24 protein-coding genes are annotated in these 24359 nt (G+C 42.5%); 11 read left to right on the plus strand and 13 right to left on the minus strand.

The genetic code is table 11. The annotated features are described in order from the left end of the window. Nucleotides 1-217: 217 nt before the first annotated feature. Both D7322_RS23940 and D7322_RS23945 read left to right on the plus strand, forming a co-directional pair. Nucleotides 218-1051 carry a sulfite exporter TauE/SafE family protein gene (locus D7322_RS23940; protein ID WP_108636901.1) on the plus strand — a complete coding sequence of 278 codons (834 nt, stop codon included), beginning with the start codon at nt 218-220 and terminating at the stop codon, nt 1049-1051. Between the two features lie 78 nt (nt 1052-1129). Continuing rightward, nucleotides 1130-1531, plus strand: a complete 402-nt coding sequence (locus D7322_RS23945; protein WP_121126720.1) for a DUF1634 domain-containing protein — start codon at nt 1130-1132, stop codon at nt 1529-1531. A gap of 20 nt (nt 1532-1551) precedes the next feature. Here the strand turns inward: D7322_RS23945 and D7322_RS23950 are convergent, their stop codons facing one another. Continuing rightward, nucleotides 1552-2091: a GNAT family N-acetyltransferase gene (locus tag D7322_RS23950; protein WP_121126721.1), complete on the minus strand. Its 540-nt coding sequence runs from the start codon at nt 2089-2091 to the stop codon at nt 1552-1554. A gap of 270 nt (nt 2092-2361) precedes the next feature. Here D7322_RS23950 and D7322_RS23955 point away from each other — a divergent pair, with 270 nt between their 5' ends. Both D7322_RS23955 and D7322_RS23960 read left to right on the plus strand, forming a co-directional pair. Beyond that, entirely contained in the window at nt 2362-2949 is a 588-nt protein-coding gene (locus tag D7322_RS23955; RefSeq protein ID WP_121126722.1) for a Crp/Fnr family transcriptional regulator, read from the plus strand. A 107-nt stretch (nt 2950-3056) separates the two neighbouring features. After that, nucleotides 3057-3650: a YceI family protein gene (locus tag D7322_RS23960; protein WP_121126723.1), complete on the plus strand. Its 594-nt coding sequence runs from the start codon at nt 3057-3059 to the stop codon at nt 3648-3650. A 129-nt stretch (nt 3651-3779) separates the two neighbouring features. Here D7322_RS23960 and D7322_RS23965 read toward each other — a convergent pair whose 3' ends face one another. From D7322_RS23965 to D7322_RS23980, 4 genes are all read right to left on the minus strand, one after another. Beyond that, on the minus strand, nt 3780-4568 hold the full coding sequence (locus D7322_RS23965; protein ID WP_245971445.1) for an SDR family oxidoreductase: 789 nt from the start codon (nt 4566-4568) through the stop codon (nt 3780-3782). Between the two features lie 80 nt (nt 4569-4648). Further along, entirely contained in the window at nt 4649-6304 is a 1656-nt protein-coding gene (locus D7322_RS23970) for an ABC1 kinase family protein (RefSeq protein WP_121126724.1), read from the minus strand. 114 nt (nt 6305-6418) lie between these two features. Continuing rightward, nucleotides 6419-7060: a hypothetical protein gene (locus tag D7322_RS23975; RefSeq protein WP_121126725.1), complete on the minus strand. Its 642-nt coding sequence runs from the start codon at nt 7058-7060 to the stop codon at nt 6419-6421. Continuing rightward, a complete protein-coding gene (locus D7322_RS23980) occupies nt 7050-7553 on the minus strand; it encodes an RNA polymerase sigma factor (RefSeq protein ID WP_121126726.1) in 504 nt (167 codons plus the stop codon). The genes D7322_RS23975 and D7322_RS23980 overlap by 11 nt, the downstream gene beginning before the upstream one ends. A gap of 122 nt (nt 7554-7675) precedes the next feature. Here D7322_RS23980 and D7322_RS23985 point away from each other — a divergent pair, with 122 nt between their 5' ends. Further along, nucleotides 7676-8113 carry an acyl-CoA thioesterase gene (locus D7322_RS23985; RefSeq protein ID WP_121126727.1) on the plus strand — a complete coding sequence of 146 codons (438 nt, stop codon included), beginning with the start codon at nt 7676-7678 and terminating at the stop codon, nt 8111-8113. Nucleotides 8114-8224: 111 nt separating this feature from the next. Here the strand turns inward: D7322_RS23985 and D7322_RS23990 are convergent, their stop codons facing one another. The 3 genes from D7322_RS23990 to D7322_RS24000 all read right to left on the minus strand — a co-directional run bounded on the left by D7322_RS23990 (nt 8225) and on the right by D7322_RS24000 (nt 10130). Continuing rightward, the gene (locus D7322_RS23990) at nt 8225-8668 is read right to left on the minus strand and encodes an Hsp20/alpha crystallin family protein (protein WP_121126728.1); all 444 of its coding nucleotides are present in this window, start codon (nt 8666-8668) and stop codon (nt 8225-8227) included. Nucleotides 8669-8955: 287 nt separating this feature from the next. Continuing rightward, complete coding sequence (locus D7322_RS23995; RefSeq protein ID WP_121126729.1) at nt 8956-9681, minus strand: AAA family ATPase; 726 nt, start codon at nt 9679-9681, stop codon at nt 8956-8958. 80 nt (nt 9682-9761) lie between these two features. After that, on the minus strand, nt 9762-10130 hold the full coding sequence (locus D7322_RS24000) for a dihydroneopterin aldolase (protein WP_121126730.1): 369 nt from the start codon (nt 10128-10130) through the stop codon (nt 9762-9764). 184 nt (nt 10131-10314) lie between these two features. On the opposite strand from D7322_RS24000, the gene D7322_RS24005 reads away from it, so the two are divergent. The 3 genes from D7322_RS24005 to D7322_RS24015 all read left to right on the plus strand — a co-directional run bounded on the left by D7322_RS24005 (nt 10315) and on the right by D7322_RS24015 (nt 14121). After that, complete coding sequence (locus tag D7322_RS24005) at nt 10315-11043, plus strand: 3-keto-disaccharide hydrolase (RefSeq protein WP_121126731.1); 729 nt, start codon at nt 10315-10317, stop codon at nt 11041-11043. Nucleotides 11044-11202: 159 nt separating this feature from the next. Continuing rightward, nucleotides 11203-13380, plus strand: a complete 2178-nt coding sequence (locus tag D7322_RS24010) for a S9 family peptidase (RefSeq protein WP_121126732.1) — start codon at nt 11203-11205, stop codon at nt 13378-13380. A gap of 135 nt (nt 13381-13515) precedes the next feature. Next, nucleotides 13516-14121 (plus strand): CDP-alcohol phosphatidyltransferase family protein, encoded by a 606-nt coding sequence (locus tag D7322_RS24015; RefSeq protein ID WP_245971446.1) that lies wholly within the window; start codon nt 13516-13518, stop codon nt 14119-14121. A gap of 149 nt (nt 14122-14270) precedes the next feature. Here D7322_RS24015 and D7322_RS24020 read toward each other — a convergent pair whose 3' ends face one another. Together D7322_RS24020 and asnB are read right to left on the minus strand one after the other, a co-directional pair. Continuing rightward, a complete protein-coding gene (locus D7322_RS24020) occupies nt 14271-15836 on the minus strand; it encodes a M20/M25/M40 family metallo-hydrolase (RefSeq protein ID WP_121126734.1) in 1566 nt (521 codons plus the stop codon). Between the two features lie 226 nt (nt 15837-16062). Beyond that, a complete protein-coding gene (gene asnB / locus D7322_RS24025; RefSeq protein WP_121126735.1) occupies nt 16063-17751 on the minus strand; it encodes an asparagine synthase B in 1689 nt (562 codons plus the stop codon). Nucleotides 17752-17989: 238 nt separating this feature from the next. On the opposite strand from asnB, the gene D7322_RS24030 reads away from it, so the two are divergent. Together D7322_RS24030 and D7322_RS24035 are read left to right on the plus strand one after the other, a co-directional pair. After that, nucleotides 17990-18565 (plus strand): Crp/Fnr family transcriptional regulator, encoded by a 576-nt coding sequence (locus tag D7322_RS24030; RefSeq protein ID WP_121126736.1) that lies wholly within the window; start codon nt 17990-17992, stop codon nt 18563-18565. 166 nt (nt 18566-18731) lie between these two features. Next, nucleotides 18732-19193, plus strand: coding sequence for a VOC family protein (locus D7322_RS24035; protein WP_121126737.1), 462 nt, complete (start codon nt 18732-18734; stop codon nt 19191-19193). Between the two features lie 133 nt (nt 19194-19326). Here the strand turns inward: D7322_RS24035 and D7322_RS24040 are convergent, their stop codons facing one another. From D7322_RS24040 to D7322_RS24050, 3 genes are all read right to left on the minus strand, one after another. After that, on the minus strand, nt 19327-19662 hold the full coding sequence (locus D7322_RS24040; protein ID WP_121126738.1) for a HopJ type III effector protein: 336 nt from the start codon (nt 19660-19662) through the stop codon (nt 19327-19329). 38 nt (nt 19663-19700) lie between these two features. Then, nucleotides 19701-21539: a UbiD family decarboxylase gene (locus D7322_RS24045; protein ID WP_121126739.1), complete on the minus strand. Its 1839-nt coding sequence runs from the start codon at nt 21537-21539 to the stop codon at nt 19701-19703. Nucleotides 21540-21703: 164 nt separating this feature from the next. Beyond that, nucleotides 21704-22573, minus strand: a complete 870-nt coding sequence (locus D7322_RS24050; protein WP_121126740.1) for an NAD-dependent epimerase/dehydratase family protein — start codon at nt 22571-22573, stop codon at nt 21704-21706. 464 nt (nt 22574-23037) lie between these two features. Between D7322_RS24050 and D7322_RS24055 the strand changes: the two genes are divergently transcribed. Beyond that, nucleotides 23038-24294 (plus strand): deoxyribodipyrimidine photo-lyase, encoded by a 1257-nt coding sequence (locus tag D7322_RS24055; RefSeq protein ID WP_245971447.1) that lies wholly within the window; start codon nt 23038-23040, stop codon nt 24292-24294. Nucleotides 24295-24359: the final 65 nt, after the last annotated feature.

The raw sequence follows: 24359 nt of genomic DNA on the forward strand, positions 1-24359 counted from the left end.
CCTTGTTATTTTTTAATGTAGTTAATTCAGACCCTTTGCGGTCTTCAATACTGCCTACGTCATGAGGTACCTGGCTGTACTTTTTTCGAGATACATGCTGATGTAACATTTGTATCTATTCGGGCCACAAAGTTTCAAAAACAATAAAAAGCCCTTAAGTTTACAACAAATTATCTTCCGGGGGCTATCTGATGTCCCCGGAGCAACAAACAACTATATGACTATTCTCACCTTTACACTCATCCTCCTTTTGGGTGCATTTGTAGCAGGACTCTTAGGTTCGCTGACAGGATTGGGGGGAGGGGTCGTCGTCATTCCATTGCTGACCCTCCTGTTCCACGTTGACATCCGTTACGCCATTGGGGCAGCACTACTGGCCTCAATAGCAACTTCTTCGGGTGCAGCCACCGCCTACGTCAAAGAAGGAATCACCAATATTCGGCTCGGGATGTTCCTGGAAATCGCAACCACAATTGGCGCTGTCATCGGTGCTGTTATCGCGATATACATGCCCACCAATACCATTGCGATTATCTTTGGTGTGGTATTGATCTTTTCGGCTGCAATGACGGTGCGCAAGAAAAATGAACATGCACTATCCGGTGGTTCGGCTTTGGCCGAAAAGTTAAAACTGAACAGTACCTACCCCTCGGAAGGTAAGCTTGTTCCCTATAAACTGACCAATGTCGTCGGCGGCTTTTCATTGATGGGCGTTGCCGGGGTACTCTCGGGACTACTGGGCATTGGTTCAGGCTCCCTTAAAGTACTCGCCATGGACAGCATGATGAAAATTCCGTTTAAAGTAAGTACAACAACAAGTAATTTCATGATCGGCGTTACTGCCGCGGCTTCGGCTGTGGTTTACCTACAACGGGGCTATATGGACCCGGGCATCGCCTTTCCCGTGATCTTGGGTGTACTTTGTGGCGCTATTACAGGGTCAAAGCTTTTGAAACGAATGAACCCCAAGACCTTGCGCATTATTTTCGCTGTAGCCATCACATTGGTCGCACTCGAAATGATTTTCAATGGATTTCAACAAAAATTTTAAGCGGACAAGTCTTTAACGATTAACAATACGTTTCGTTCATGCCGTTGGCAATAAACATGAAAAAATAATTATTTGCAGATGAAACAGGTATTTTCAAAAAATTATTGGGGTGATAAGGATATCTCACTTTTGGTGGGGCAAATTTTACGCATAGGCGTTATCCTGGCCTCCTCTATACTGGCGATCGGTGGTATCTGGTATCTGGTAGTCCATGGACAGGATTCAGTACCCAACTACAGAGATTTTATCGGTGAGGGAAAATCCAATACCACCATCCATGGGATTATCATTGGGGTATTCAACAAAAATATTCCCCAAATTATACAACTTGGGGTTTTGCTCTTGATCTGTACACCTATTGTGCGGGTAATCGGTTCCCTCTTCGGTTTTATTATTGAAAAAGATAAGCTCTATATCATCATTACATTGGTTGTATTGACCGTTATTGTCGGCAGTATATTGAGCGGAGTCAAGGGATAATTCAGCTAAGCAACAGCTGTTTATCGCTTGGCTCTGAGCCATGTGGACTTATCCAGGGCATATTCAAAATTCTTTCGTTCGGGCTCGTTGACGTAAGACACCATTTTCTCGGCCACCTTGCTCGCCCCCAAACGTTCTACCGCTTTTTGTGAACGGTAATTTTCGGCCCCTACGTGCAAATAAATCCTATCCACAAAATTAAAGGCAAAGTCAAACATCATTTCCTTGACCAAAGGGTTTATTCCTGCTCCCCAATAGGCTCTCGCATAAAAGGTAAAACCGACGAAAATAGACTTTTCAGCCTCATTCAAACCATAATACCGTGTGCTTCCTATGCATTGCCCGGTTGTTTTATCTAAAATAAGGTAAGCCGCTTTGCTCTCCAGGGCCGCATCAAAAAATGCACGAAAGACACCCTCCTTCCAGCGGTCTTTATTAGGATGTTGTTCCCATATCAAAGGATCTTTCGCCACTTGATACAGGGCATCAAAATCGACCGGGTCAATCAATTTTAATACGACCTTATCATTCTCAAGTTTATTAGGTGCTACAAACTTCATTAGAACATGTTTAACGTTGGACCTCTACCAAAATTTAAAATTTCAATAAAAGATACCAATTATTGATGAAACCAAGTTGAATTACGTTTTCTTTATTCAAATATTACACCAAAATGTCCAAATTAATAGATACCTGAACCATCATATTGTTCATAATCAGCAAATGCCGCTGTTTCTTTCACCCTAAGCTTCGCCGCTAGGTTATTTTGCTTTAAAATTGGCTGAAATCAACGGTCGGATTAAAAGTAAAATTTTGTATTTTGCACCCTAATGGAACAATTCAAGGAATTTGTAAAAAAGCGTATCAATGTCAGCGAAGAAGAATTAGATGATATTATATCGCGTTATCATGTCAGAAAAATCAAGAAAAAGGATTACTTTTTAAGGGCCGGTGAAATCTGTCACTATGAAGCCTATGTCGTCAGTGGCCTGTTTAAATCATTCTATGTCACAGCCGATGGTATCGAGCATATCCTACAATTTGCCATTGAAGACTGGTGGGTCGGTGATATTGCGAGTTTCAATTATCAGGAACCGGCTCTGCAGAATATCCAGGCCCTGGAAGATTCGGTTGTCCTTACTTTATCGAAAACCGATAAAGATAAACTATACGAAGACCATCCGATCTATGAAAAGCTTTCCAGAATTATGGCCCAACGTGCACAAATCGCCTCCCAGCACCGTATCATATCAAGTATAGGTTTTACGGCCCAGGAACGCTACTTGGATTTTATCAAAAGGTATCCTAAAATATACCCACGGATCTCGAATATGCAACTCGCCTCCTATCTCGGGGTCACACAGGAGTTTCTGAGCCGTTTAAAAAGACAAATTTTAAAACCCAATCGAAATTCTTGACCTACATCAATTTTTTCTATTTAAGATTATCCCACCTTTGCAAAAGCTTGTTCAAACAAACATTATGAACAATTAAACGTTTGATAAATAAACAAATAGAAAACAACATGAATAGAATTTTCCAATTTCTGGCAGTAGCAGTATTAATGGTTAATGTTGCTGTGGCACAAGTAAAATGGTCGGCAGACCCCGGGCATACCAACGCGAGATTTGATGTCAAACATCTTGGCATCAGCTTCGTTGATGGTCAGTTTACCAAAGTGGAGGGAACAGTGGAAACCGCAACCGCAACAAGTTTCAACAATGCAAAAGTAAATTTCTCCATTGATGTCAATAGCGTTGATACGCGCATTGAAGCACGTGACAATCATTTAAAAACGGATGATTTCTTTGCCGCGGAAAAGTTTCCAAAAATGACGTTAAAATCAGTTACCTTCAAAAATGCCAAGCTGAAAGGTAAATACATCATGGTAGCGGATCTGACCATCCGCGACGTAACGAAGAAAGTAACCTTCGATGTCACTCAAAATGGCGGTGTCATTACCGATCCTTGGGGAAAAACACGTGCGGGCTTTACAGCAAAAGCTAAAATTAACCGTCATGATTTTGGTATAAAATACAACGACAAATTACCTTCAGGTGTAGAAGCTGTTGCTTCCGATGTAGACATTATCGTCAATACTGAGTTGGTTTTGAACTAAGGAAAGTTTTTTAAATCACACAAACTAAAAGTGGCTACCCAAGATTTGGATAGCCACTTTTTTTAAAGGTTTACTACTCCTCAGCCATAAGCTCGCCGCCCTCATTCTCGGGCGAATTTCTTTTTTACCTTACAGGCCTTTCAACATACCCCCATCCAGGGGAATATTAGTCCCCGTGAGATAATTAGCGTACTCTGAACAAATAAAGGCAACCAGATAACCATATTCCTCAGGTTTGCCTAGGCGTGCGGCCGGCACCTGTTTTAAGCGTAACTGTAGCGCTTCCTCATACGATATACCTAACCGCTGTGCATCCATATTAGTCAACGATTGAATCCTTTCGGTATCGAATAACCCTGTTAAAATACTATTGACTGTTACGCCATTTTTTGCGACATCATCCGAAAGCGATTTGCTCCAGCTGATCAATGCGGTACGGATGGTATTTGATAAAACAAGATTAGATACGGGCTCTTTTACAGTGGAAGAGGATACATTGATAATGCGTCCATAACCATTTGCCAACATATACGGCAATGCGCAAGAAGTCGTATAGCAATGATTCTGGAACAAAAGTTCAAAAGCATGCTGGTAGTCCGCTAGATTTTTCCGGTCGATGGTCCCCGCCTGTGGTCCGTTGGAATTATTGACCAGAATATCCACTTTATTTGACAGAAAATAGTCACCTATTTTCACCTTATAGGCTTCGTGATCATTATAGTCGACCCGGATATATTGGTGCCGCTGCCCTTTCGAGGTATCCAGACTGTCCAACGTATGCTTCAATTTCTCCTCGCTGCGTGATGCCAGGGTAACCGAAGCTCCACAGGATGCCAGCACTTGAGCAATGCCCGCTCCAATACCGGCAGAACTGGCGCCGATCAGAGCCTTTTTTCCAATTAAATTGATTTCCATCATATGTATTGTGCTATGTCGTTATCCGAGATTATTCATTGTATAAATCATTCAAAAAAACAGGCTAATGCCAACGAAGTCATTTAATCATTATCCTTTGCCCTGATCATGGCGATAAACAAATATACCGCAAAGACCCATGCCGACCCCAGACATATCCAGGCAAAAACAGGGATCCCCAGCCACTGAGGTTCAATACGTGCGACAATAACCATTCCCCCCAATAAGTTGAGCGACATAAACATAATACCGATCACAATCCGGTTTACCCCCTTACGGAGAATGGCATTGAACGAGCGTGCACTGATCAAGCGATGGTTAAGCGTAAAATTCCCTGTACGAAAAAGGCGTACCAGGGCGCGCATGTCTTCCGGCAGCTTTTCCACATCCCGGGCGAAGGATTCGACCTTATGTTTTCCTTTCTTAAAAATAGCTTCAGGCGAAAGCCGCTCCATCATAATCCGACGCGCAAAAGGCTTAATGCTTTCCATGATATTCAGATCAGGATAAAGCTGACGGCCTATACCTTCCATCAGCGAGATGCCACGCATAAGCTGATAGATATATTCTGGAAAATATAAACGATTATCACCGATGATTTTCCAGAGTTTATTGAACAGCAGATCGAGACTAAGATCACCCAGGGAAACATTATCGATCATATCAAATATTTGGTACAGGGAGCGTTCAAACTGATTTCGGTCAGGGATATGGCTCACGACAGCCACATCTTCAATAACGTCAGCGAGTCGAACTGCATCTTCGGAAATTGCAGACTGAATAAACTCTTCGAGCTGTCGTCGGTCAATTCCGAGCAATTTGCCCATGTTGCCGAAGTCCAGAAAGGCAATACGGCCATCTGGCATCACCATCATATTACCGGGGTGCGGGTCGCCATGAAAAAAACCATGGATAATCACCTGTTCCAGGTAAAGGTTGATCCCATTTTTCACTAAGGTTTCCACATCCATTCCTCGCCGTTTGATTTCTGCTACATCCGTCACTTTGAATCCTTCGAGGTATTCCATACAGAGCACGCGGTCGGTAGACAGATCAGGATAGACTCTGGGCACTTTGATCAGCTTGTTGCCTTTAAAATTCTTGGCGAAGCGTTCGATATTATGCCGTTCAATGACCAGGGACATTTCTTCCTGTAGGGTCATTGCAAAAGATTCGACAATCAACGACAGATTAAGATTCTCCAGAGCATCATTGTACATGGTCAGGATCTTGGCGATATCCCGCATGAGCGCAAGATCAACGCGCATGACCTCATCTATTCCAGGCCTGCGTACTTTTAAAACGACTTTTGTTCCGTCTTTTAAGGTTGCCCGATATACCTGCGCGATAGATGCTGCGGCAAAGGGATCGGCATCGATGGCCTGAAACTGTTCTGTAGTGTCTAATCCCAGTTCCTCAGCAAGATATTCTCGGATGTTGACTTCAAAAGGCGGCACATTGTCTTCCAGGCGTTTGAGTTCCTCGACCAAGTCTTTTGGGAGCAGTCCTTCGCGTGTGGAAGCAGACTGCCCCAACTTAATAAAGGCAGGCCCAAGCTCCTCCAAAGCCATTCGGATACGTGTATATACGCCGATCTTGTCAACATCAATATTACGTTCCAAACTCGCTCTTGGCCCTTTCCAGGGCAACCGGGCAATAGCATCCTTGAAACCATATTTTGCCAATATGCTTAATATCTGGGAACTTCGCTGTAACTTCTTGGTCGGATTGTACATCATGGACAAGGATTTTCGAAAACAAGATACGGAACAAAAACCTTACCTTTTTCGCTTCACGGTTTGCTGAAAGTAAAAATTCAGTTATCCAGTAGGTTTCGGCCGTCCAAAAACGAGCTATTCAGCTTCCATTTGATCCAAATTTTCTTTGATCTGTTTGACGTAATCCCCGTAATAGACACGGATCATAATTTCAGTGATCAGTACAATAATTAGGATAGAAATAATTGCAGACAAGATGATCCATAAAATAAAGTTGGGATCCTGCTGTAAAGTCTCCTTGAAGTGATATAATTTTTCAAACCAGGCGACTGCCCTATTTTGGCCGATCATAATGAGGTAGAGAAATAAGCCCTGGGGAATCATGACGTAAGCTACAATACGATAGGTCTCTACGGCGTATTTAAGGTCATAATACAACTTCAGGAGATGTTCACGGGACGCGAGCAGATCAATCTGTCTGGCACTTTTGATCAGATAATAGAATCTACGGTAGTAGAGGAGGCTTGACAGGGAGATCTGTACAATAAAAAAGTAATAAGCAAAAGCCGCATACCCGGAGATTTTATAGATAGGCAGCATAGGTACGGCAATCAGGAAAAACATGCAGACCACCCAGGAAATAAATTCACGTTTGATATTGCGCCTCAGTTTGGCCATGATATTGCTGACTTCCTTATAATGTTTAAGATTTGGATTTTGTAAATCCTCATCCATAGGCTGTTCTTGCCAAGATTTTTTTAATTCATCAAAATTCATAATTGTATTTTTTAATGATTTGTTGAATCCGCTCTTTGGTACGATTTAATTTAACCCGCGCATTCACTTCAGATATCCCTAAATGCGCGGCTATTTCACGGTGGCTCTGGCCTTCCAGAAATAAAAAGATCAATGCTTTTTCCACCGCGTTTAATTCATGTACTGCCTGATAGAATATTTTTAACTGCTCATCTTTATCCGGATCATAGGACTCTTCCGCAAAATCATGACGTTCCTCGAGGCTATCGTAAATCTGCTGTTTCTTCTCTTTCTTTAAAAATACCATCGCGGTATTCAATGCGACACGGTACATCCAGGTCGAAAACTTACTTTGATGCTTAAACGAGGCGTAAGACTTCCAGAGCTGATATACAATTTCCTGATAAAGATCCTGCCGTCCCTCATGGTCATCCATATACATACGGCTCACCTTGACGATAATTCCTTTATTTTCGTCAATCAACCGAAGAAATTCTGTTTCCGAATGGGTCACTTGGTAAATTTTTCTTTTAAGATCTTTTCAGGTAATATGTATAGCAAACAAACAAAGTGTTACAGCTTAAGTTAAAAATATGTAAATTGTTCATAAAAAGGAGGCAAATCAGGATAATAATTATGGAAAATATATTTTACGAAGGCCAGGTTATCTGGGCACAAATTGATGCCAATAGACATATGCGCCATTCTGCTTATGCGGATATCTGTGCACAGGCACGGAGCAATATGTTAAATAAAATGGGGTTCTCGCTGGATAAGTTCGCCGAGTTTCAGATCGGACCGATTCTATTTAGGGAAGAGCTGATCTACTCCAAGGAAGTACATCTAGACGAATATGTACAGGTTAAGGTAGAACTGACCAGATACAATAAGACAAACAGCCGGTTTTCTTTTGTACATCAGGTCTATCGCAAGGATGGTGCACTGTGCTGTACCGTCAACGTCGACGGTGCCTGGCTTGATTTAAAACGACGAAAGCTGACCAAATTACCCGAAGAAATGGAACCCTATTTGGCCAAAGTACCACGCGCCGCGGGATATGAAGAGATTGGATAAAAAAATCCCCCGGAATCTAAATGCATTCCAGGGGATTAAAACATAAACTAAACCTAAAAACTATCTTATGAAGCATCCGTCGCCCAAGTCTGACGATGCGCGTTATATCAACTATTTTACTTCGATCAAACGTTTTGCAATGATCGCGTCTTCTTTCTTTCCGACAGTTAAGATCAGTATTCCACCTTCGTACGCTGCCTCAATATTACTATAGTCAACAGTTTCGGGTAAAGTGAATGATCTTGAAAACGAACTATAATTGAATTCTTTTTTGCTGTACAATTTTTCCTCACTTGTCTGTTCGTCTTTTTTCTCTGCTGAAATCGTGATCAAATTTTTATCCACATTGATTTTAAAATCTGACTTATCCAATCCCGGAGCGGCCATTTCGATCTTAAATGATTTTTCAGATTCCGAGATATTTACTGCAGGAACACGTGAAACCAAACGATCTGAAATAAAATTGTCGTTGAACAGATTGTCAAATACGGTATTCACAAATGGGTTTACTGCGTCGGTGTTTAAACTTTTCGTAGGGAATTTAATTAATGCCATTTTTTTGTCCTCCTAATTTTTTTATTTTTTTGTTTAAGCTTTATTTTCTAACTCTTTTGTAGGAGATATTCAATTCACGTACCAGTCGTAAAACAAAGACAAAATGTCATTTTATCACAAAAACAAAAGACATATTGGCATACCTAAATTAAAAAAGGCTTTAAAATCGAACAATTTTGTCGTCGGTACGGCCATGTCCTACTATGCGTTATTCGTATTAACGTCACAGTGGACAAACTGTTTTCAGAAGAACTGAATTTGACAAAACATCAAAAATAAGTAAGGCCTTAACTTTCCTCTCCCTGCTTTTCTTCATGTTCCAGCGCCGCAATCAGCAAAAATTTAACCGCATTATATGTATAATCTTTTGCTTCGGCATAGGAGATCCCATAGATGCGTGACACAAGCGGATCATATTGCGGAAAAGGCAAAAACAACGTATCGTAATAAGTATCCAACTGTACCTGAGTCGGCAATTCAAAAGCCAGACGAAGCTGGAATCGCCTGACAATTGCCGTGTCCAGTATTTCGGGATGATTGGTTGCCGCAATCAGTACTGCTTCATCCGGAAAATAGTCGATCAGCTGAATAATCGTATTCACGAGACGGCGCATCTCACCCACATCTTTCTCTTCACTGATGCGCGCTTTCCCGATCTGGTCAAACTCATCCAGAAACAGCACAGCTTTTTCACGACCTGCCTTATCAAAGGCATGTTTGATATGCTGCGAAGTTTCACCGATACGGGAGGAGATCAGGTTGCTCAAATTCAATACATAAATGGGCTTGTCGAGTGCTGTCGCCAGCGCCTTTGCCGTTGTCGTTTTTCCACAGCCCGAATAACCGTGCAATAGAATCTTATTGCTTACAGGCAGGCCATATTCCGAAAGTTGCCGGATATAACGATGTTCCTTGATCAGCTGCAAGAGTTTCTGACGGCTATCTGCCGCTAAAAAAACATCTGCTAGCGCTATCTTTTCCTTATCGGCTATAACAAGATCGTAAATATTCATTTAATTAGATTGATACATTATACAATGGATCCGCAAAATTAAGCAAGCACTCCGAGCTTTCGCTGGTCCAGTTTGAGAATTTAATCTTTCAGGTATTTGAGACTGACCTCCGAAAAGGACAGATCGCCGCCGAAAGGTGGGTTTGATTTACGGATGACAACCACGATTGTTTCGGCATGCGACACAGCCATTCTAATCTGCTCCAGAATCTCTGCGGCGGCAGATTCCAGCAATTTCCGCCTGGGCTGCATCACCTTTGCTGTAATCTGGTACAGCTCTTCGTAGTTTAAGGTATTGCGTAAATCTTCGGTTTCCGTATTATGAAAAGGAAAACAGACATCAATGGACACAAAAAATTCATTACCGAGAATCTGCTCTTCTTCGTAATAGCCAATTGGCGCATAAAACCGCGCCTCTTTCAAGGATACTGTCTGTAAAATGGTTGCCATGCACAAACCTAAGCAAATTGTTCCAAATCAAAAAAAACAATAGCCTTAACGAATTCCATGATATCCAGCTTAAGCAAACATCCTGAATACGCCGACATAGGCGCAGGGATGTACCCTATTCTGAAATTATAATTGTATATAAAAACAAATTTTCCTAAGTTTAAATACAACAAAAACCAAACAGATGAACTTTTCTTTACCTTCGGCACTAACGATGGCGATCCTATGCGGTGCCAGCGCGGTCTATGCCCAAACGAATATGAAAGCCAGCGACACAGAATATTATACTCCTGTCCCGCCTACTGTAACGCTTGACAAAGGAATCCCGAGTGATGCCATCGTACTTTTTGACGGCAAGGATCTGAGTAAATGGAAAAGCGAAAAGGGAAAAGCCAATTGGACTGTCGCCAATAATACGCTTGAAGTAAAACCCGGAAGCGGAAATATAGAGACAACCGAACATTTTACCGACTTTCAGCTCCATATTGAGTGGAAGAGTCCGGAACTGATCAAAGGTGAAGGACAGGGCCGTGGCAATAGTGGTATATTCCTGCAGGGCCTCTATGAAATCCAGGTCCTCGACAACAACAACAATCCAACCTATGTCAATGGCGGCGCCGGAAGCCTTTACAAACAACGCCCACCCCTGGCGCAGGTTATTGTGCCCGACAAATGGCATGTATACGACATCATCTACAAAGCGCCTCAGTTTAATAAAGACAGTTTACTGATCAGCAAAGGCACAGTTACTGTCCTTCACAACGGTGTCATCGTCCAAAACAACACCCAGATTGATGGCACTACGGAATACATCGGACTACCGAAACAGGTGAGCCATGGCCCGGGCCCTATTATCCTGCAAGATCATGGTGATCTGGTACAGTTCAGAAACATCTGGCTCCGCAAATTATAGGCAAACGCAACAATTTCAGTTAGACAAGCAACAATTCTGTACTAGGTTTTATAGGGCTATTTACCTAATTTAGCCCTATAAAATTTAAAAGCAAATGCCATCATAGCGACAAAAAAACGCTTATGATCGGTACAGCATCATTAAAAATAAAATATTCTAATGAAAAGAATTGCGCTATTCTTCTTGTTGGCAAGCGCTCTAACCAGCCATGCCCAGCGAAACCTTAATTTGGAAGAAACGGTATTTGGACCGCGCATCTACGCACCAACATCTATTCCTGCCACTTCCTGGATCCCAAAATCAAACAGCTTCTCTTACCTAGATAAATCGTATCAAAACCTGTTCTCCAAAAGCGCGGAAAACAACTGGACTGAAACAAGCTTGCTGTCGAAAGCAGAACTTGAGGCAGCTTTAAAAGCCGCGATTCCAAACGAAACATTCCATTTGCAAATGTTTCCTTACGACTACAAATGGCGTGACGGTAATTCATTGTTGCTTCAGGTAAACGGAAAGGACAAGGTGTACACAGTAGTCTACAACGTCAAATCAAAAAGCGTCGAAAGTTTTATCGGAAACGATAGTCAGGGAGCAAACCGTGAATTGAGCGCAGATTTTTCAAAAATTGCTTATCTGCTCGACAACAACATTGCTATCGTTGACAAAAATGGAAAAGTGACTGCAGTTACCAATGACAGCGACAAAGGTATCGTCAATGGCAGCGATTATACCCACCGTCAGGAGTTTGGCATAAAAAAAGGAATGTGGTGGAATGCTCAAAATGACAAACTGCTCTATTATCGCAAAAACGAGACTATGGTTGCCAACTATCCGCTGCCACAGTGGAGTCCCAAAGTAGCGGAGATCAAATGGATAAAATACCCCATGACAGGACAGAAGTCGGAAGAGGTAACTTTAGTCATCTTTAATACAGTAACAGGGCAAAAGGTAACACTACAAACCGGAGATCACAGTGAGCAATACCTGACCTGCGTAACTTGGGATCCTTCAGGTAAATTTATTTATGTGGGTGTTCTTAATCGGGATCAAAATGACCTTAAGTTTAATAAATACAATGCCGAAAACGGCGCATTGGTCAAAACATTGTTTGAGGAAACTGCAACCACCTGGGTAGAACCGGAAAATCCGCTCACATTTTTACCTAACAAGCCAGACCAATTTCTTTACCAGTCCGACAAAGAGGGCTACAACCAGCTGTACCTCTACAATACAGAAGGAAAACTGATCAAAAAATTAGGTTATCAGGATATTGTACTGGACAATCTATTGGATTTTTCTGCGGATGGAAACAAAGTAAGCTATATCGGTGTCACCAATAATGGCATGGACCGTCAGCTATTTGAGGTAGACCTTAAATCCGGAAAAACGGTTCAGCTGACAAACGAACCCGGTATACACCAGGCTTCGCTGAGTGATGACGGAAAATATATCTATGATCAATATAGCGATCTGAAGACGCCGAACATGATCCAGGTCAAAGCGGTCAAATCAGGCAAAGGAACGGTACTGGTCAAAGCTGACAATCCGTTCAGCGAAAAAATCAATAATCCAAAAATAGAATTTGTCCAGCTGACTTCGGCAGACGGCAAATACCCGTTGACCGGCCGCATTATCTATCCAAATGATTTTGATCCAGCCAAGAAATATCCGGTCATGTACTATTTGTACGGCGGTTCACATTCCCAACTGGTTTCCAACAAATGGCTGGGCGGTGCAGGCTACTTTGATCTCTATATGGCACAACAGGGATATATCGTATTTACCATGGACAATCGAGGCACCAATTACCGGGGCCGTGATTTTTATACCGCTACCCATCGTAACCTTGGTCAAAATGAAATGGCCGATCAACTAAAAGGAATTGAATTTCTGAAATCAAAATCCTTTGTCGATCAACAACGCATGGGCATCTTCGGTTGGAGCTTTGGCGGTTTTATGACCACCTCATTTATGTTGCACCATAACGACATTTTTAAAGCAGCAGTCGCTGGGGGGCCGGTTATCGACTGGAAGTTTTATGAGGTTATGTATGGTGAGCGCTATATGGACACACCACAGGAAAACCCTGAAGGATATAAATTGACGTCTTTACTAAATAAAGCGGATCAGCTGAAAGGACGTTTATTAATCATCCATGGCGCACAGGATCCGGTCGTTGTACAACAAAACAGCATGGAATTCCTGGAGTCATGCATTAAAGCCGGAAAACAGGTCGATTATTTCTTATACCCTACCCACGAACATAACGTAATGGGTAAGGACCGCATTCATATGTACGAGAAAATTGCCGATTATTTTAATCAGCATCTCAAAAAATAAGCGAGCATATCATTAAACATAAGGCGCCTTTCTTTCCGATCGGCGCCTTTGTATTTTTTCGGGACAATGTTTATCTTTAATTTACATTATTTTGTACCGTTCACTATCAACCAGATACACCAGCATTTGTAAATTTTGAAAAAACAGATCCCTTTTGCACTGATCCTGCTTCGCCTTTTTCTAGGCCTATTGCTCCTGGCATTCTATTGGTTTAAAATCGATTATTTTAAATACTACGCCATCACTTTTCTTGTGATCGGTCTCCTGAGCGACATCTTTGATGGCATAATCGCTCGAAAGTTGAACATTTCTACGCCCTCATTACGCCGATGGGATTCCAGTGTTGACCTTATTTTCTTTAGCTGCATTACGTTGGGAACATACCTAAGCTGCCCTTTATTTTTTAGGAATAACGCGACACTAATATTCGTTCTACTCGGTTTGGAGGCCTTGACCTATGTGGTTAGTTTCACAAAATTCAAAAAAGAAATTGCTACCCATTCTATCGGCGCCAAGTTGTGGACTTTGTTTCTATTTACGCTATTGATAGAACTGCTCCTACATTGCCAATCCACCTTTTTATTCCAGGTGACCATTTGGCTGGGCGTCATTACCCGACTGGAAATTATCGCCATTATCCTTATTCTGAAGAATTGGTCTAATGATATTCCTACTGTCTACCATGCCATTCAGTTACGCAAAGGAAAGACCATTCGCAAAAACAAACTATTCAATGGTTAATTTGGATACTGTTCCAATCCTTCAGAAAGGCTATACAGCGTCCAATGTTTTGCCTTAATGGCGCCAGATTCTGTCTGCATAGGAAATCTGCGCAAAGGCGAAACAATGAAAGAAAAGGGATACGATCGTAAATACAAGCTGTTTCATCATTAATTGCCACTTGTTCTTTTGGATTGTAAATTTGTCGGCCAGGACATTTGTTTACCTGACTTATCGATGGGGAGCACAATTTTGTCGCGCGATACCAAGCCCGGCTCCTCGCAAGCGAGGTAAGTCAACACCGCGACGATAATCGCATTTTGCCGGACCTCATCAAAGACGATTTTATCGTAAGTATCCCGATTGGTATGCCAAGTTACCTTTCCATAATCCCAGGAGGTGGAAGAAAGACCAAAAGCCGGAATTCCTTTTTGGACAAAAGAAGAGTGGTCACTCCCACCGGTTCCGGGCATCCCCGGAAAACTAGTCTGGATTTCATTACGAAATTCTTCGGGCAGATACTGCAGCCATCGGCCAATGTATTCATAAGCTTTTTCAAAACCACTTCCAGCGATGCGCACAATACGTCCGGTTCCATTATCCTGGTTCCAAACCACCTGAATATTGTTAGCGATATCGGGATGATCTTCAACAAAAGCCGACGAACCATTCAGCCCCTGTTCTTCACTGCCCCAGTTGCCCACCAGGATGGTTCGTTTGTTGTCGGGGTACACTTTTCGTAAGATGCGAACAGCTTCCATCATCGTGATGACCCCTGTTGCATTGTCCGTCGCCCCCGAAGCTCCATCCCAGGAATCCAGGTGCGCCGACAGGACCACATATTCATTTGGTTTTTCTTTTCCCTTGATCTCAGCAATGCTGTTATACGTCTTTGCTGTTCCGAGTTCTCTGGATTTCCCCTGCAAAAGTATACGCGGTCTGACACCACGTTCAGCCATGCGATAAAGGAGGCCATAATCTTCCAAAGCGACATTAAACACCGGAATCTGTCTGGATTTTGCATCAAAAATGCGCGTAATCCCCGGTAGTTCGGTCCAATAGGAATCAATCACTCCTACAGCACCTACGGCTTCCAGGGCCAATGGCAGCGTACGTCGGGTGCTACCCGTATAGGACATGCTAAGCTCCCATTGCCTGAGCTGCTCACTTTTGAGCGCCTGATATTTTTCATAAGCTTTGGCAGAAGCCGATTCCTTCCAGTTGGCATCGGATCTACCTGAAATGGGATTCATTCCGATCAGGACAATTTTCCCTTTAACTGTCTTTAGCCAGGACTGAAAATCAGCTTGAGAACGAAACAGCGGCATCGCCAACACCTCAGCTTCCACACCTTTTTCTTTTGTCGTCGGACTAAAAGCCAGCTGTGTTCCTTCGAGCGATTTAATCCGTGGATAAGTCATGGTCACCTGGGAGGTTCCCCTTTCCCAAGAGCGCCATTCACCGTAGGCTTCATTACGTGCATCCGCACCCAGCGCGGTATACTGCTTGACGACCCAGTCATGTGCCTGCTGCATCTGCGGGCTTCCGACCAGACGGGGACCGATCATATCAACGAGTTCAAATGCATAGTTTTCGAGCTGCGAATTGACCTGAGCTTCCCGGACAATGGCAGCAACGACGGCATCTTTATTTTGCGCAAAAATAGCTGTGCTGCTCAACAGCAAAAATGCCAGTCCAAAAGACTTCAGATTTCTTTGTTTCGTATATTCTTTCATTCGTATGTTCGTTCAGCATCCTGTAGGTTCGGCAGGATTGGTTTTCGGAAATTTACAAAAGATAATTCAAAAAACATACGCATAGCGCTTGTTTATGTAAAAGCAACCCTTCAGCTACCTATACTTTTACGAAGCGGGGATCAGTCATTGCGGATCTACAGTTCAAAAAAAATAGGGATATCCCCGGATACCCCTATTACAACATTATATGAGATTGGTTGATTAGTTACACGGCTTCGACTTTGGATTTCTCATAACTTTCCTGATGTACGGAGGCTACCGCCCTACCCGATGGATCGTTCAGGTTCTGGAATGATGCATCCCATGCCAGTGCTTCCGGCGTGCTACAGGCGACAGACTTCACTGACGGAACGGTCTGCGCAGCTGCAGTAGACGGAAAATGCGATTCAAAGATTGTGCGGTACAAAAACTCCTCCTTATTTTTTGGTGTGTTGATCGGAAAACGTTCTGCAGCGGCAGAAAATTCCTGATCTGAAACCTTACTTTCAGCCTGTTCCTTTAAGGTATCAATCCAGCTATATCCGACCCCGTCTGAAAACTGTTCCTTTTGGCGCCAAGCAATACTTTCCGGAAGATAATCTTCAAAAGCCTTACGCACGACCCATTTCTCCATGCGGCCATCACGGATCATCTTATCCGATGGATTGATACGCATGGCAATATCCATAAATTCTTTATCAAGGAAAGGAACACGCCCTTCGACACCCCAGGCTGCCAGTGATTTATTGGCACGCAGGCAGTCATAGAGATACAGTTTTTTCAGCTTACGGACAGTTTCTTCGTGAAACTCCTGTGCATTTGGCGCCTTATGAAAGTACAGATAGCCTCCAAAAAGCTCATCAGAGCCTTCACCAGATAGCACCATTTTGATGCCCATTGATTTAATGACACGTGCCAATAGGTACATTGGTGTTGAAGCACGCACGGTTGTGACATCATAGGTCTCCAAATGATAGATCACGTCACGGATAGCGTCCAAGCCTTCCTGGATGGTAAAGTTGATTTCATGATGGATTGTTCCGATATGATCTGCTGCTTTTTTTGCAGCGATTAAATCCGGAGCCCCTTTCAGCCCCACGGCAAAAGAATGCAATTGTGGATACCAGGCCTCTTCTTTATCGTCCGTTTCAATACGCTTGGACGCAAACTTTTTGGTCACGGCAGCAATCACCGAGGAATCAAGCCCCCCCGACAGCAATACACCATAAGGTACATCAGACATCAGCTGACGATGCACCGCATCTTCCAGGGCTTTACGCAAAACAGCAATATCAGTCTCATTGTCTTTTACTGTATCATAACTTTCCCAGTCCCGTTGGTACCAGCGCTGTGGCGCTGTACCTTCTTTGCTATATACATAATGTCCTGGAGGAAACTGCTCAATCGTCTCGCAGAAACCTTCCAGCGATTTTAATTCAGAGGCCACGAACAGTTGTCCCTGCGCATCTTTTCCGTAATATAAAGGGATAATCCCCATGTGGTCGCGGGCTACAAAAAATGAATCATCACGTGAATCATATAATGCAAAACCAAAGATACCATTGAGCTCATCGACAAACGATGGTCCCTTGGCCAGATAAAGCGCCAATATCACTTCGGAATCACTCTGTGTTGCAAATTCATAATCCGGAAGACTATTTCTTAATTCATGGTGGTTATAGATTTCGCCATTCACAGCCAGTACTACTTTGCCATCCGGACTGTACAAAGGTTGACTACCTGATTTCGGATCAACGATAGCTAATCGCTCATGCGCCAATAAAGCCTTCTCGCCAGTGAATATACCAGACCAATCTGGACCACGGTGACGAATACGTTTTGACATTTCCAATACTTGGGATCTCAATGAGTCTGCGGGTTGCTTCAATTCAAAAGCGCCAATAATTCCACACATATTATGAAAATTTTAAATATTTCGTTTTTACATTATGTTATTGACACAAAGTAAAACAATTAAAAACTAAATTCATAATAATTTTTAAATTTTATTATATTTTTATCAACAAACACGGTTTAAACAAATCAAATTAACAATGAAACATCCGTTTGTTTACAATAATCACACAATAGATTAACAAGACATTTAAAGATAAATCTTTAAATTCACTACATAATCAAATAAACCAAGGACAATGGATCTAATAGGAACTTTTTACAGTGGCCTCGCTATCACGGCGGACGAACTGAATTCCATAAAAGAGAAACACCAGGCCATTACAATAAAAAAAGGCGATTTTATTTTAAGCAAAGGGCAGGTGTCCAATGCCTATTATTTAATAGAACATGGCCTTACACGGTCTTTTTTACACGACTACGAAGGCAACGAAGTCACCATCGGTTTTTGTGGCGATAATGACGTAGTGATCGAGGTCGCCTCTTTTTTCCAACGCACCCCAACCGTGGAAAATATACAGGCGCTTACGGACACAAAACTTTGGAAAATACGATTTGAAGATCATCAGGAATTATTTCATCGCATCCCCGAATTTAGGGAATGGGGGCGTTCGTGGATGGCACAGGAACTGGTTCACAGCAAAAATAGAGCTATCGCGATGATTACCGAGCCAGCCACTAGCCGCTATCTGCGCCTGATAAAAGAAAAACCCATCCTGATTCAGCAGGCCCCGTTGAAACATATTGCTTCGTACCTGGGCATCACAGATACTTCTTTGAGCCGCATCCGCAAAGAAATTGTTCATGGCAATTAATGGTCTCCCCGTCGACAGAAGTCTATTTTCAAATCTTGCCTTAAGGCAAGATTTTTATCGAAAGTTCCGCTTAATTTTATCTTCAATTCCAAAGATAGTACTCCTGGTTGCTATACTAGAAGAAAGAAAAATTTGAGAAAATCAATATATCCAAAAATTAGATATCATGGCAAAATTACACGCTTATTTAAATTTCAACGGTAACTGTGAAGAAGCTTTCACATTTTACGAAAAAGTCTTTAAAACAAAAAACCCGGGGTACATGCGATATGGTGATATTCCGGCAGATCCGCAAATGCCCCCAGTTCCGGATGATGCCAAAAACAAGATCTGCCATACCGCCATTTCAATCAATGGCGAGAGCATGCTCATGGGAGCAGACGTTATTCCCGCTTTCGGCCAGCAATATGTACAGGGCAACAATACTTATGTGATGTTGATGTGTGACAATGCTGATGAAGCCAAAACACTCTATGAAGCCCTCAGTGTCAACGCAAAAGTAGTAGAAATGCCTTTGGGTGAAACATTTTTCGCGGAGCTATACAGCTCATTCCAAGATCAGTTTGGCATCTGCTGGATGGTCTATTTCGGTGGCAGCAAAGATGAAGATTGTGAAAGTAAAGATTAAAAAAATCGTTTTCGCATAGATCAGCATATGAAAAAGGGGCTTCCGATGAAGCCCCTTTCTATTTTATGGTAACAACACTCTCCTGGAAGGCATTGGTTTGCTTTCAGCTAAATAGCAAACCATCCATCTGATACTACTTATCGGTTAGGACTTCGGCGTCAAAAACAACACCGTTCCAGCCGTTCGCCATAAACTGCCGGATATTTTGATGCCCCTCGCCTGTCGGGTTATCCAAAACATTCTGATAATGCTCGGCAAACAAAACCAAAGTATCTGCTACCGAAAGATCGTGGCGTTTGGCAAAATACAATACTTTTGCGCTTCCCTGATTTTCCGTTGCCATATTTTTCAGGCTTCCATTTTGAAATGCCGCTGGACTATAGTGATAGTTTTCTGCAATATGATCCAGGACCTCCTGAAACTGCAGCTGATTCTCTTTTGATCGGGCTAATAATTCTTCTGTTTTCATCAGATTAAATTGTCTATACTTATTTTGCTTAATTGTCCTTAAATGATTCCGTGCAGCGAGCCCCCTTTAGCTCCCAATCGGTCAACTCGTTTCTCAACAGCCTCGTCCTTAATCAGTGCCGGGGCATGATGCGGTTTGCTACGGGCATCAATAATAATTGGCCCTTCACAGCCCCAATGCTTGAAAGCAGTAAAACTCTTGATACCATAAATATCAAATGCGGGGTTACTGCGCGTAAAGGATATCCAGACAAAGTTATTGACCGTCTGAGCCGTAAAACTAGCATCATCGCACAATATCAACAGCGGAAAACCTTCCCAGGCCAGTCCTTCGGCAGCACGACACCATTCCCCGATGAGCCTAGCTTCGTCCACATAGTTTGTAAAGGCCGCTCCTTCAAGCGCCAATACACCCGGAATAACAAACTTCGCCCGGTTGAAAGGCCTTGGCAGATCAAAATTTGACGGCAATTCACGCGCAAGTGCTCTTTTCCTGGTACCCGCAGCAGCAAACACCACCTTTGATCCCGCGTTTAATCCATCACCCGAATAATCCAAAGTATCTATGGTCGTATTCGTCTGAAAATGGAGATCTCTTGTCGGATCAATGCGCTCCAGAATGTGACCGAAGAATCCCGGGATATCGTAAATATCCAATTTTGGATTATCCTCATGCGCCGAGATAAAAAGATATTTGGCTAAACTCAGCTGATTTTTCCCGAGGATCTGATTGGCAATGGTTAAAATTTCCTGCGGACGGTCCACGGTCTGATAAGGTGTATAGCGCTCCGATCCGATCGCAAACAATAAGGGATGCACTCCCGCTGCATCTACAGCATTGACAGCATGCAGTCCGGAGATCTCCTGCGGAATTGCAGCCCCCGTGATTTCATGAATAAGTGCCCCGAAGCTCGTATCTTCCTGCGGCGGCCGCCCCACCACGGTAAAGGACCAGATCGGATCCTTCTTATGGTATACATTATGCACCTTCATCAGGGGAAAAGGATGGGTAAGACTATAATAACCAATATGATCACCAAAAGGCCCCTCGGGTTTGTTCTCATTGGGATATACTGTACCTGTAATAACAAAATCCGCATCGGCAGAAATGCAAAAACCTTCATTATCGTAGAAATAGCGAAACCTTCTATTCCCTAATGCACCGGCAAAGATCATTTCAGAAAGCCCTTCAGGCAGCGGCATGACCGCAGACAAAGGATGTGCCGGCGGGCCGCCAACAAAGATACTTACCTTAAGTGGCACGCCGAGCTCATTGGCTTTTGTTTGATGAATGCCTATTCCGCGGTGCAACTGATAATGCAGTCCAATTTCCCGGTCCGGAATATAATCGTTGCCTGAAAGCTGAATCCGGTACATGCCCAGGTTGGCATGCATGATTCCCGGCTTAGTTACATCTTCGGTATACACCTGTGGCATGGTAACAAAGGCCCCACCATCCATTGGCCAATTGACAATCTGAGGAAGTTTACCAATGCTAGTTTTACCATGTAGGATCGGAGCCCCTGATTTCTTCTTCCAGGGCAGGGCACCTAGAGCAGTCATGGATGAGCCGATATATTGAAATGGTTTTTTTAACACAGCACCCGGATTCATCTTGACATCCACCAATTTTTTTAGATGGTCCAATGAATCACGGAACATAAACTTCGAACGGTCCAACGTTCCAAATAGATTGGATACGGCGGGAAATTCCGAGCCTTTTATATTTTCAAAATACAGTGCCGGTCCGGCCACATCAAACACCCGCATATGAATTGCAGCCATTTCCAGGTAAGGATCAACTTCCTCTTTAATCCGGATTAAATGACCATGTTTCTCAAGATCCGCAACACATGCTGCGAGACTATTGTATCCCATATATTAAATCTGTATCAACGCGTTAATCCACAAATTTAAGAGAATAAATCAGAAGTAAATAATTATTCACACCAGAAAAAACTCACCCGTGCACAACGCATCAGAGACCTTAAATCAAAGAAGGGATTACATCTAGCTGGCAGCGGACAGCAGGTGTCACACCATCAGGTATCCATACTGACATAGGCTTTCAATGGCGTGAATTCAAAGGGCTGGACTTTCTGCCAGGTCGAGTTGTCCACATTTTTTTCATAATAAAGCACCCGTCTAAATTCATCAATATCTTCCTTATTGATATCGTTGAACCGGCTCAGCAACAATTTCGCAAAAAATTTATTGACGCCGATCTCCCGTTTTTGCGTGTCGGAAGTGGAGCTTAGAAATTGATAAAACAGACTTCTAAATGTCACCTCTTCATGTCCGCCGAGGTAAATCACCTCAGAAATAAAATTATTCTCCCAGGGCATTTCCCGGAGCCAGCGATAAACATCCAGCAAAGGTAAAGGATGAAATTTCAGGGAGGCCACCCAGTTCCAATAGAATATAGTCTGCCTTTTGGCCAGTTTGCTAAAAATTCGATTTAACACACTTTCCTTTCCGATAACACTACTTTTGACCACAATGGTATACTGCACGCGCAAAGCCTCCAGGAGGTTGCGAACAGGGTCCAAAAAATGCTCATCCATCAATCGGGCCACATAAATCACACGGTTATTGCCCGCCCGCTTACAGATTTCCACAAAATTACGGAGCCCAAGCAGTTCCAGTTGAAGCTGAATATCATTATCGAGCGAAGGAACCTGTGTAAAATAAATCCCGAAGTTCAGGTCACTGATCTGAAAATTATCATATGCGGGGCCTTTTCGTAAAAGATCCAGTTCAAAAAGTTTTGCTGTCACCTTCTCTTTCACAATTTTATTAAAAATGGATAAATTTCGCACCAAACCTGTAACATCAAAATCTTTCGTTTGTAAATAGCATGACGCCCGTCGTCCTAAATAGGTATTTAGCCCACTGATTAAAACCTTTTTCATCCTTGTAATTATTTCTGAGCACTCGCTTTAAATGGCATAAATGAATTGATTTTATCGGTTTATCCCATTCGAACTGTCCAATAGATTGTGTAAGCTCCCGATGGTTTTGTTTTCCAAAATGCTGACTAACTAATATCATAATTCCCTGATTTTAGAACAGCGAAACATCAAATAAGTTTAACACTATTTTTATTTTTCCGTTCGAATACCTTGCTTTTCCCAACAAAGGAATGATTATCGGTCAGTTAATCCGTTTTTTATCACTGAATTAAAAACCTGCAAAGACAGTATTCCGAATTTATTCTCCTCCAAAATTTTGTCCCAAACCTCTTCTTTGTCCTTTTTATGTCAATTCATGCCCAAATATTTTCATAAACACAATATCCTTATATATTTGTAAATCTTCTGAAAATAGGCTGCACTAAAAAGTATTTATCTTCACCTCTATGGACAAAAGGGCTACAATGATCTGGTTTAGGAATGATTTAAGACTTCATGACAATGAAGTATTTTATCAAGCCTCTGAGAAGAGTTCTTTCATCATTCCGGTCTATTGTTTTGATCCCCGTTATTTTGACCGCAATCAATTTGGCAATTTAAATACAGGAGTACTGCGCGCGGCATTTATCATTGAGGCAGTTACTGCACTCAAAGAAAAATTGAAAAGCCATGGCAGTGACCTGCTGACTTATATTGGCAAGCCTGAAGATATTATCCCGCGGATTGCTCAAAAATACCAGGTTAATGAAGTCTATCACCACCGGGAAGTTGCCCTTCGCGAGACTTCCATTTCCGAGAAAGTAGAAAGTGAATTATGGAGCAGCAAAATCAATCTCCGTCACTTTATAGGCCATACACTTTACCACAAAGAAGATCTCCCTTTTCCAATTAAGGACATCCCTAATGGATTTTCCATTTTTAAGAAAAAAGTAGAACGTGAAAGTTCGGTGCGCCAACCGATTCCTTTCCCGTCAAATTTCCTGACGCCACCACATCTGGAAGACACCAAGATTCCGACGCTAAAGGACCTTGGTTATTCGGAGCAACAGATTAAGTCTGTTGATGACATCTATATATTGGGTGGCGAAGACACAGCACTGAGTATTATGCATTCGGTTTTGTCCACCTATCCGGAGACAGAGCAGGATCCGGTCATATTAGGTCCTTTTATCGCTGCCGGAGCCTTATCGCCAATTCTTCTTTACAACAACATTAAGAAATTAGGAGAAGGAAAAAAAGATAAACGATTTGAGAAAATAATAGACATTTTACTTTGGCGGGATTATTTCCGTTTTATGCTCAAAAAATATCCCAATATATTTTTCAAGCCCCTGGGCACGAAAAATAACAGCACTGTAGATATTCCGGCATTAACGGTAAATGAGGAGTTATTTGAGAAGTGGAAATCCGGACAGACAGACCATGACTTCATCAATAGTACCATGATACAACTCAAAAAAACAGGCTACATTCCCTATCAGGCCGGATTGATCGCAGCAAGTTACCTGGTGCATGAATATCAGGTCAATTGGTTAAAGGGGGCTTCCTGGTTTGAGGAACAGCTATTGGATTATTCTCCGGCTACGGTATATGGCCAATGGTCACATGTCGCCGGTGTCGGGACCAGTGAGAAAGACAATAAGGCCTTGGACTGGCAAAAATTGATCAAAACAAATTTCCCAAATGGCCTTCCAAAATTGGATGAATTATTCGCTAAATAAATCTTCGGCAGAAATAAATAATTTCAAAACAAAAGAAATTTGCAGGGCATAATAGACCCGTTTTA

The sequence above is a fragment of the Sphingobacterium puteale genome, from assembly GCF_003627955.1.
In the GTDB taxonomy this organism is placed as follows: domain Bacteria; phylum Bacteroidota; class Bacteroidia; order Sphingobacteriales; family Sphingobacteriaceae; genus Sphingobacterium; species Sphingobacterium puteale.

What these genes read in the sequence shown, in the direction of transcription:
- D7322_RS23940 (WP_108636901.1), top strand. Translation starts at nt 218, where the DNA reads ATGACTATTCTCACCTTTACACTCATCCTCCTTTTGGGTGCATTTGTA.
- D7322_RS23945 (WP_121126720.1), top strand. Translation starts at nt 1,130, where the DNA reads ATGAAACAGGTATTTTCAAAAAATTATTGGGGTGATAAGGATATCTCA.
- D7322_RS23950 (WP_121126721.1), bottom strand. Translation starts at nt 2,091, where the DNA reads ATGAAGTTTGTAGCACCTAATAAACTTGAGAATGATAAGGTCGTATTA.
- D7322_RS23955 (WP_121126722.1), top strand. Translation starts at nt 2,362, where the DNA reads ATGGAACAATTCAAGGAATTTGTAAAAAAGCGTATCAATGTCAGCGAA.
- D7322_RS23960 (WP_121126723.1), top strand. Translation starts at nt 3,057, where the DNA reads ATGAATAGAATTTTCCAATTTCTGGCAGTAGCAGTATTAATGGTTAAT.
- D7322_RS23965 (WP_245971445.1), bottom strand. Translation starts at nt 4,568, where the DNA reads ATGATGGAAATCAATTTAATTGGAAAAAAGGCTCTGATCGGCGCCAGT.
- D7322_RS23970 (WP_121126724.1), bottom strand. Translation starts at nt 6,304, where the DNA reads ATGATGTACAATCCGACCAAGAAGTTACAGCGAAGTTCCCAGATATTA.
- D7322_RS23975 (WP_121126725.1), bottom strand. Translation starts at nt 7,060, where the DNA reads ATGAATTTTGATGAATTAAAAAAATCTTGGCAAGAACAGCCTATGGAT.
- D7322_RS23985 (WP_121126727.1), top strand. Translation starts at nt 7,676, where the DNA reads ATGGAAAATATATTTTACGAAGGCCAGGTTATCTGGGCACAAATTGAT.
- D7322_RS23990 (WP_121126728.1), bottom strand. Translation starts at nt 8,668, where the DNA reads ATGGCATTAATTAAATTCCCTACGAAAAGTTTAAACACCGACGCAGTA.
- D7322_RS23995 (WP_121126729.1), bottom strand. Translation starts at nt 9,681, where the DNA reads ATGAATATTTACGATCTTGTTATAGCCGATAAGGAAAAGATAGCGCTA.
- D7322_RS24000 (WP_121126730.1), bottom strand. Translation starts at nt 10,130, where the DNA reads ATGGCAACCATTTTACAGACAGTATCCTTGAAAGAGGCGCGGTTTTAT.
- D7322_RS24005 (WP_121126731.1), top strand. Translation starts at nt 10,315, where the DNA reads ATGAACTTTTCTTTACCTTCGGCACTAACGATGGCGATCCTATGCGGT.
- D7322_RS24010 (WP_121126732.1), top strand. Translation starts at nt 11,203, where the DNA reads ATGAAAAGAATTGCGCTATTCTTCTTGTTGGCAAGCGCTCTAACCAGC.
- D7322_RS24020 (WP_121126734.1), bottom strand. Translation starts at nt 15,836, where the DNA reads ATGAAAGAATATACGAAACAAAGAAATCTGAAGTCTTTTGGACTGGCA.
- asnB (WP_121126735.1), bottom strand. Translation starts at nt 17,751, where the DNA reads ATGTGTGGAATTATTGGCGCTTTTGAATTGAAGCAACCCGCAGACTCA.
- D7322_RS24030 (WP_121126736.1), top strand. Translation starts at nt 17,990, where the DNA reads ATGGATCTAATAGGAACTTTTTACAGTGGCCTCGCTATCACGGCGGAC.
- D7322_RS24035 (WP_121126737.1), top strand. Translation starts at nt 18,732, where the DNA reads ATGGCAAAATTACACGCTTATTTAAATTTCAACGGTAACTGTGAAGAA.
- D7322_RS24040 (WP_121126738.1), bottom strand. Translation starts at nt 19,662, where the DNA reads ATGAAAACAGAAGAATTATTAGCCCGATCAAAAGAGAATCAGCTGCAG.
- D7322_RS24045 (WP_121126739.1), bottom strand. Translation starts at nt 21,539, where the DNA reads ATGGGATACAATAGTCTCGCAGCATGTGTTGCGGATCTTGAGAAACAT.
- D7322_RS24050 (WP_121126740.1), bottom strand. Translation starts at nt 22,573, where the DNA reads ATGAAAAAGGTTTTAATCAGTGGGCTAAATACCTATTTAGGACGACGG.
- D7322_RS24055 (WP_245971447.1), top strand. Translation starts at nt 23,038, where the DNA reads ATGATCTGGTTTAGGAATGATTTAAGACTTCATGACAATGAAGTATTT.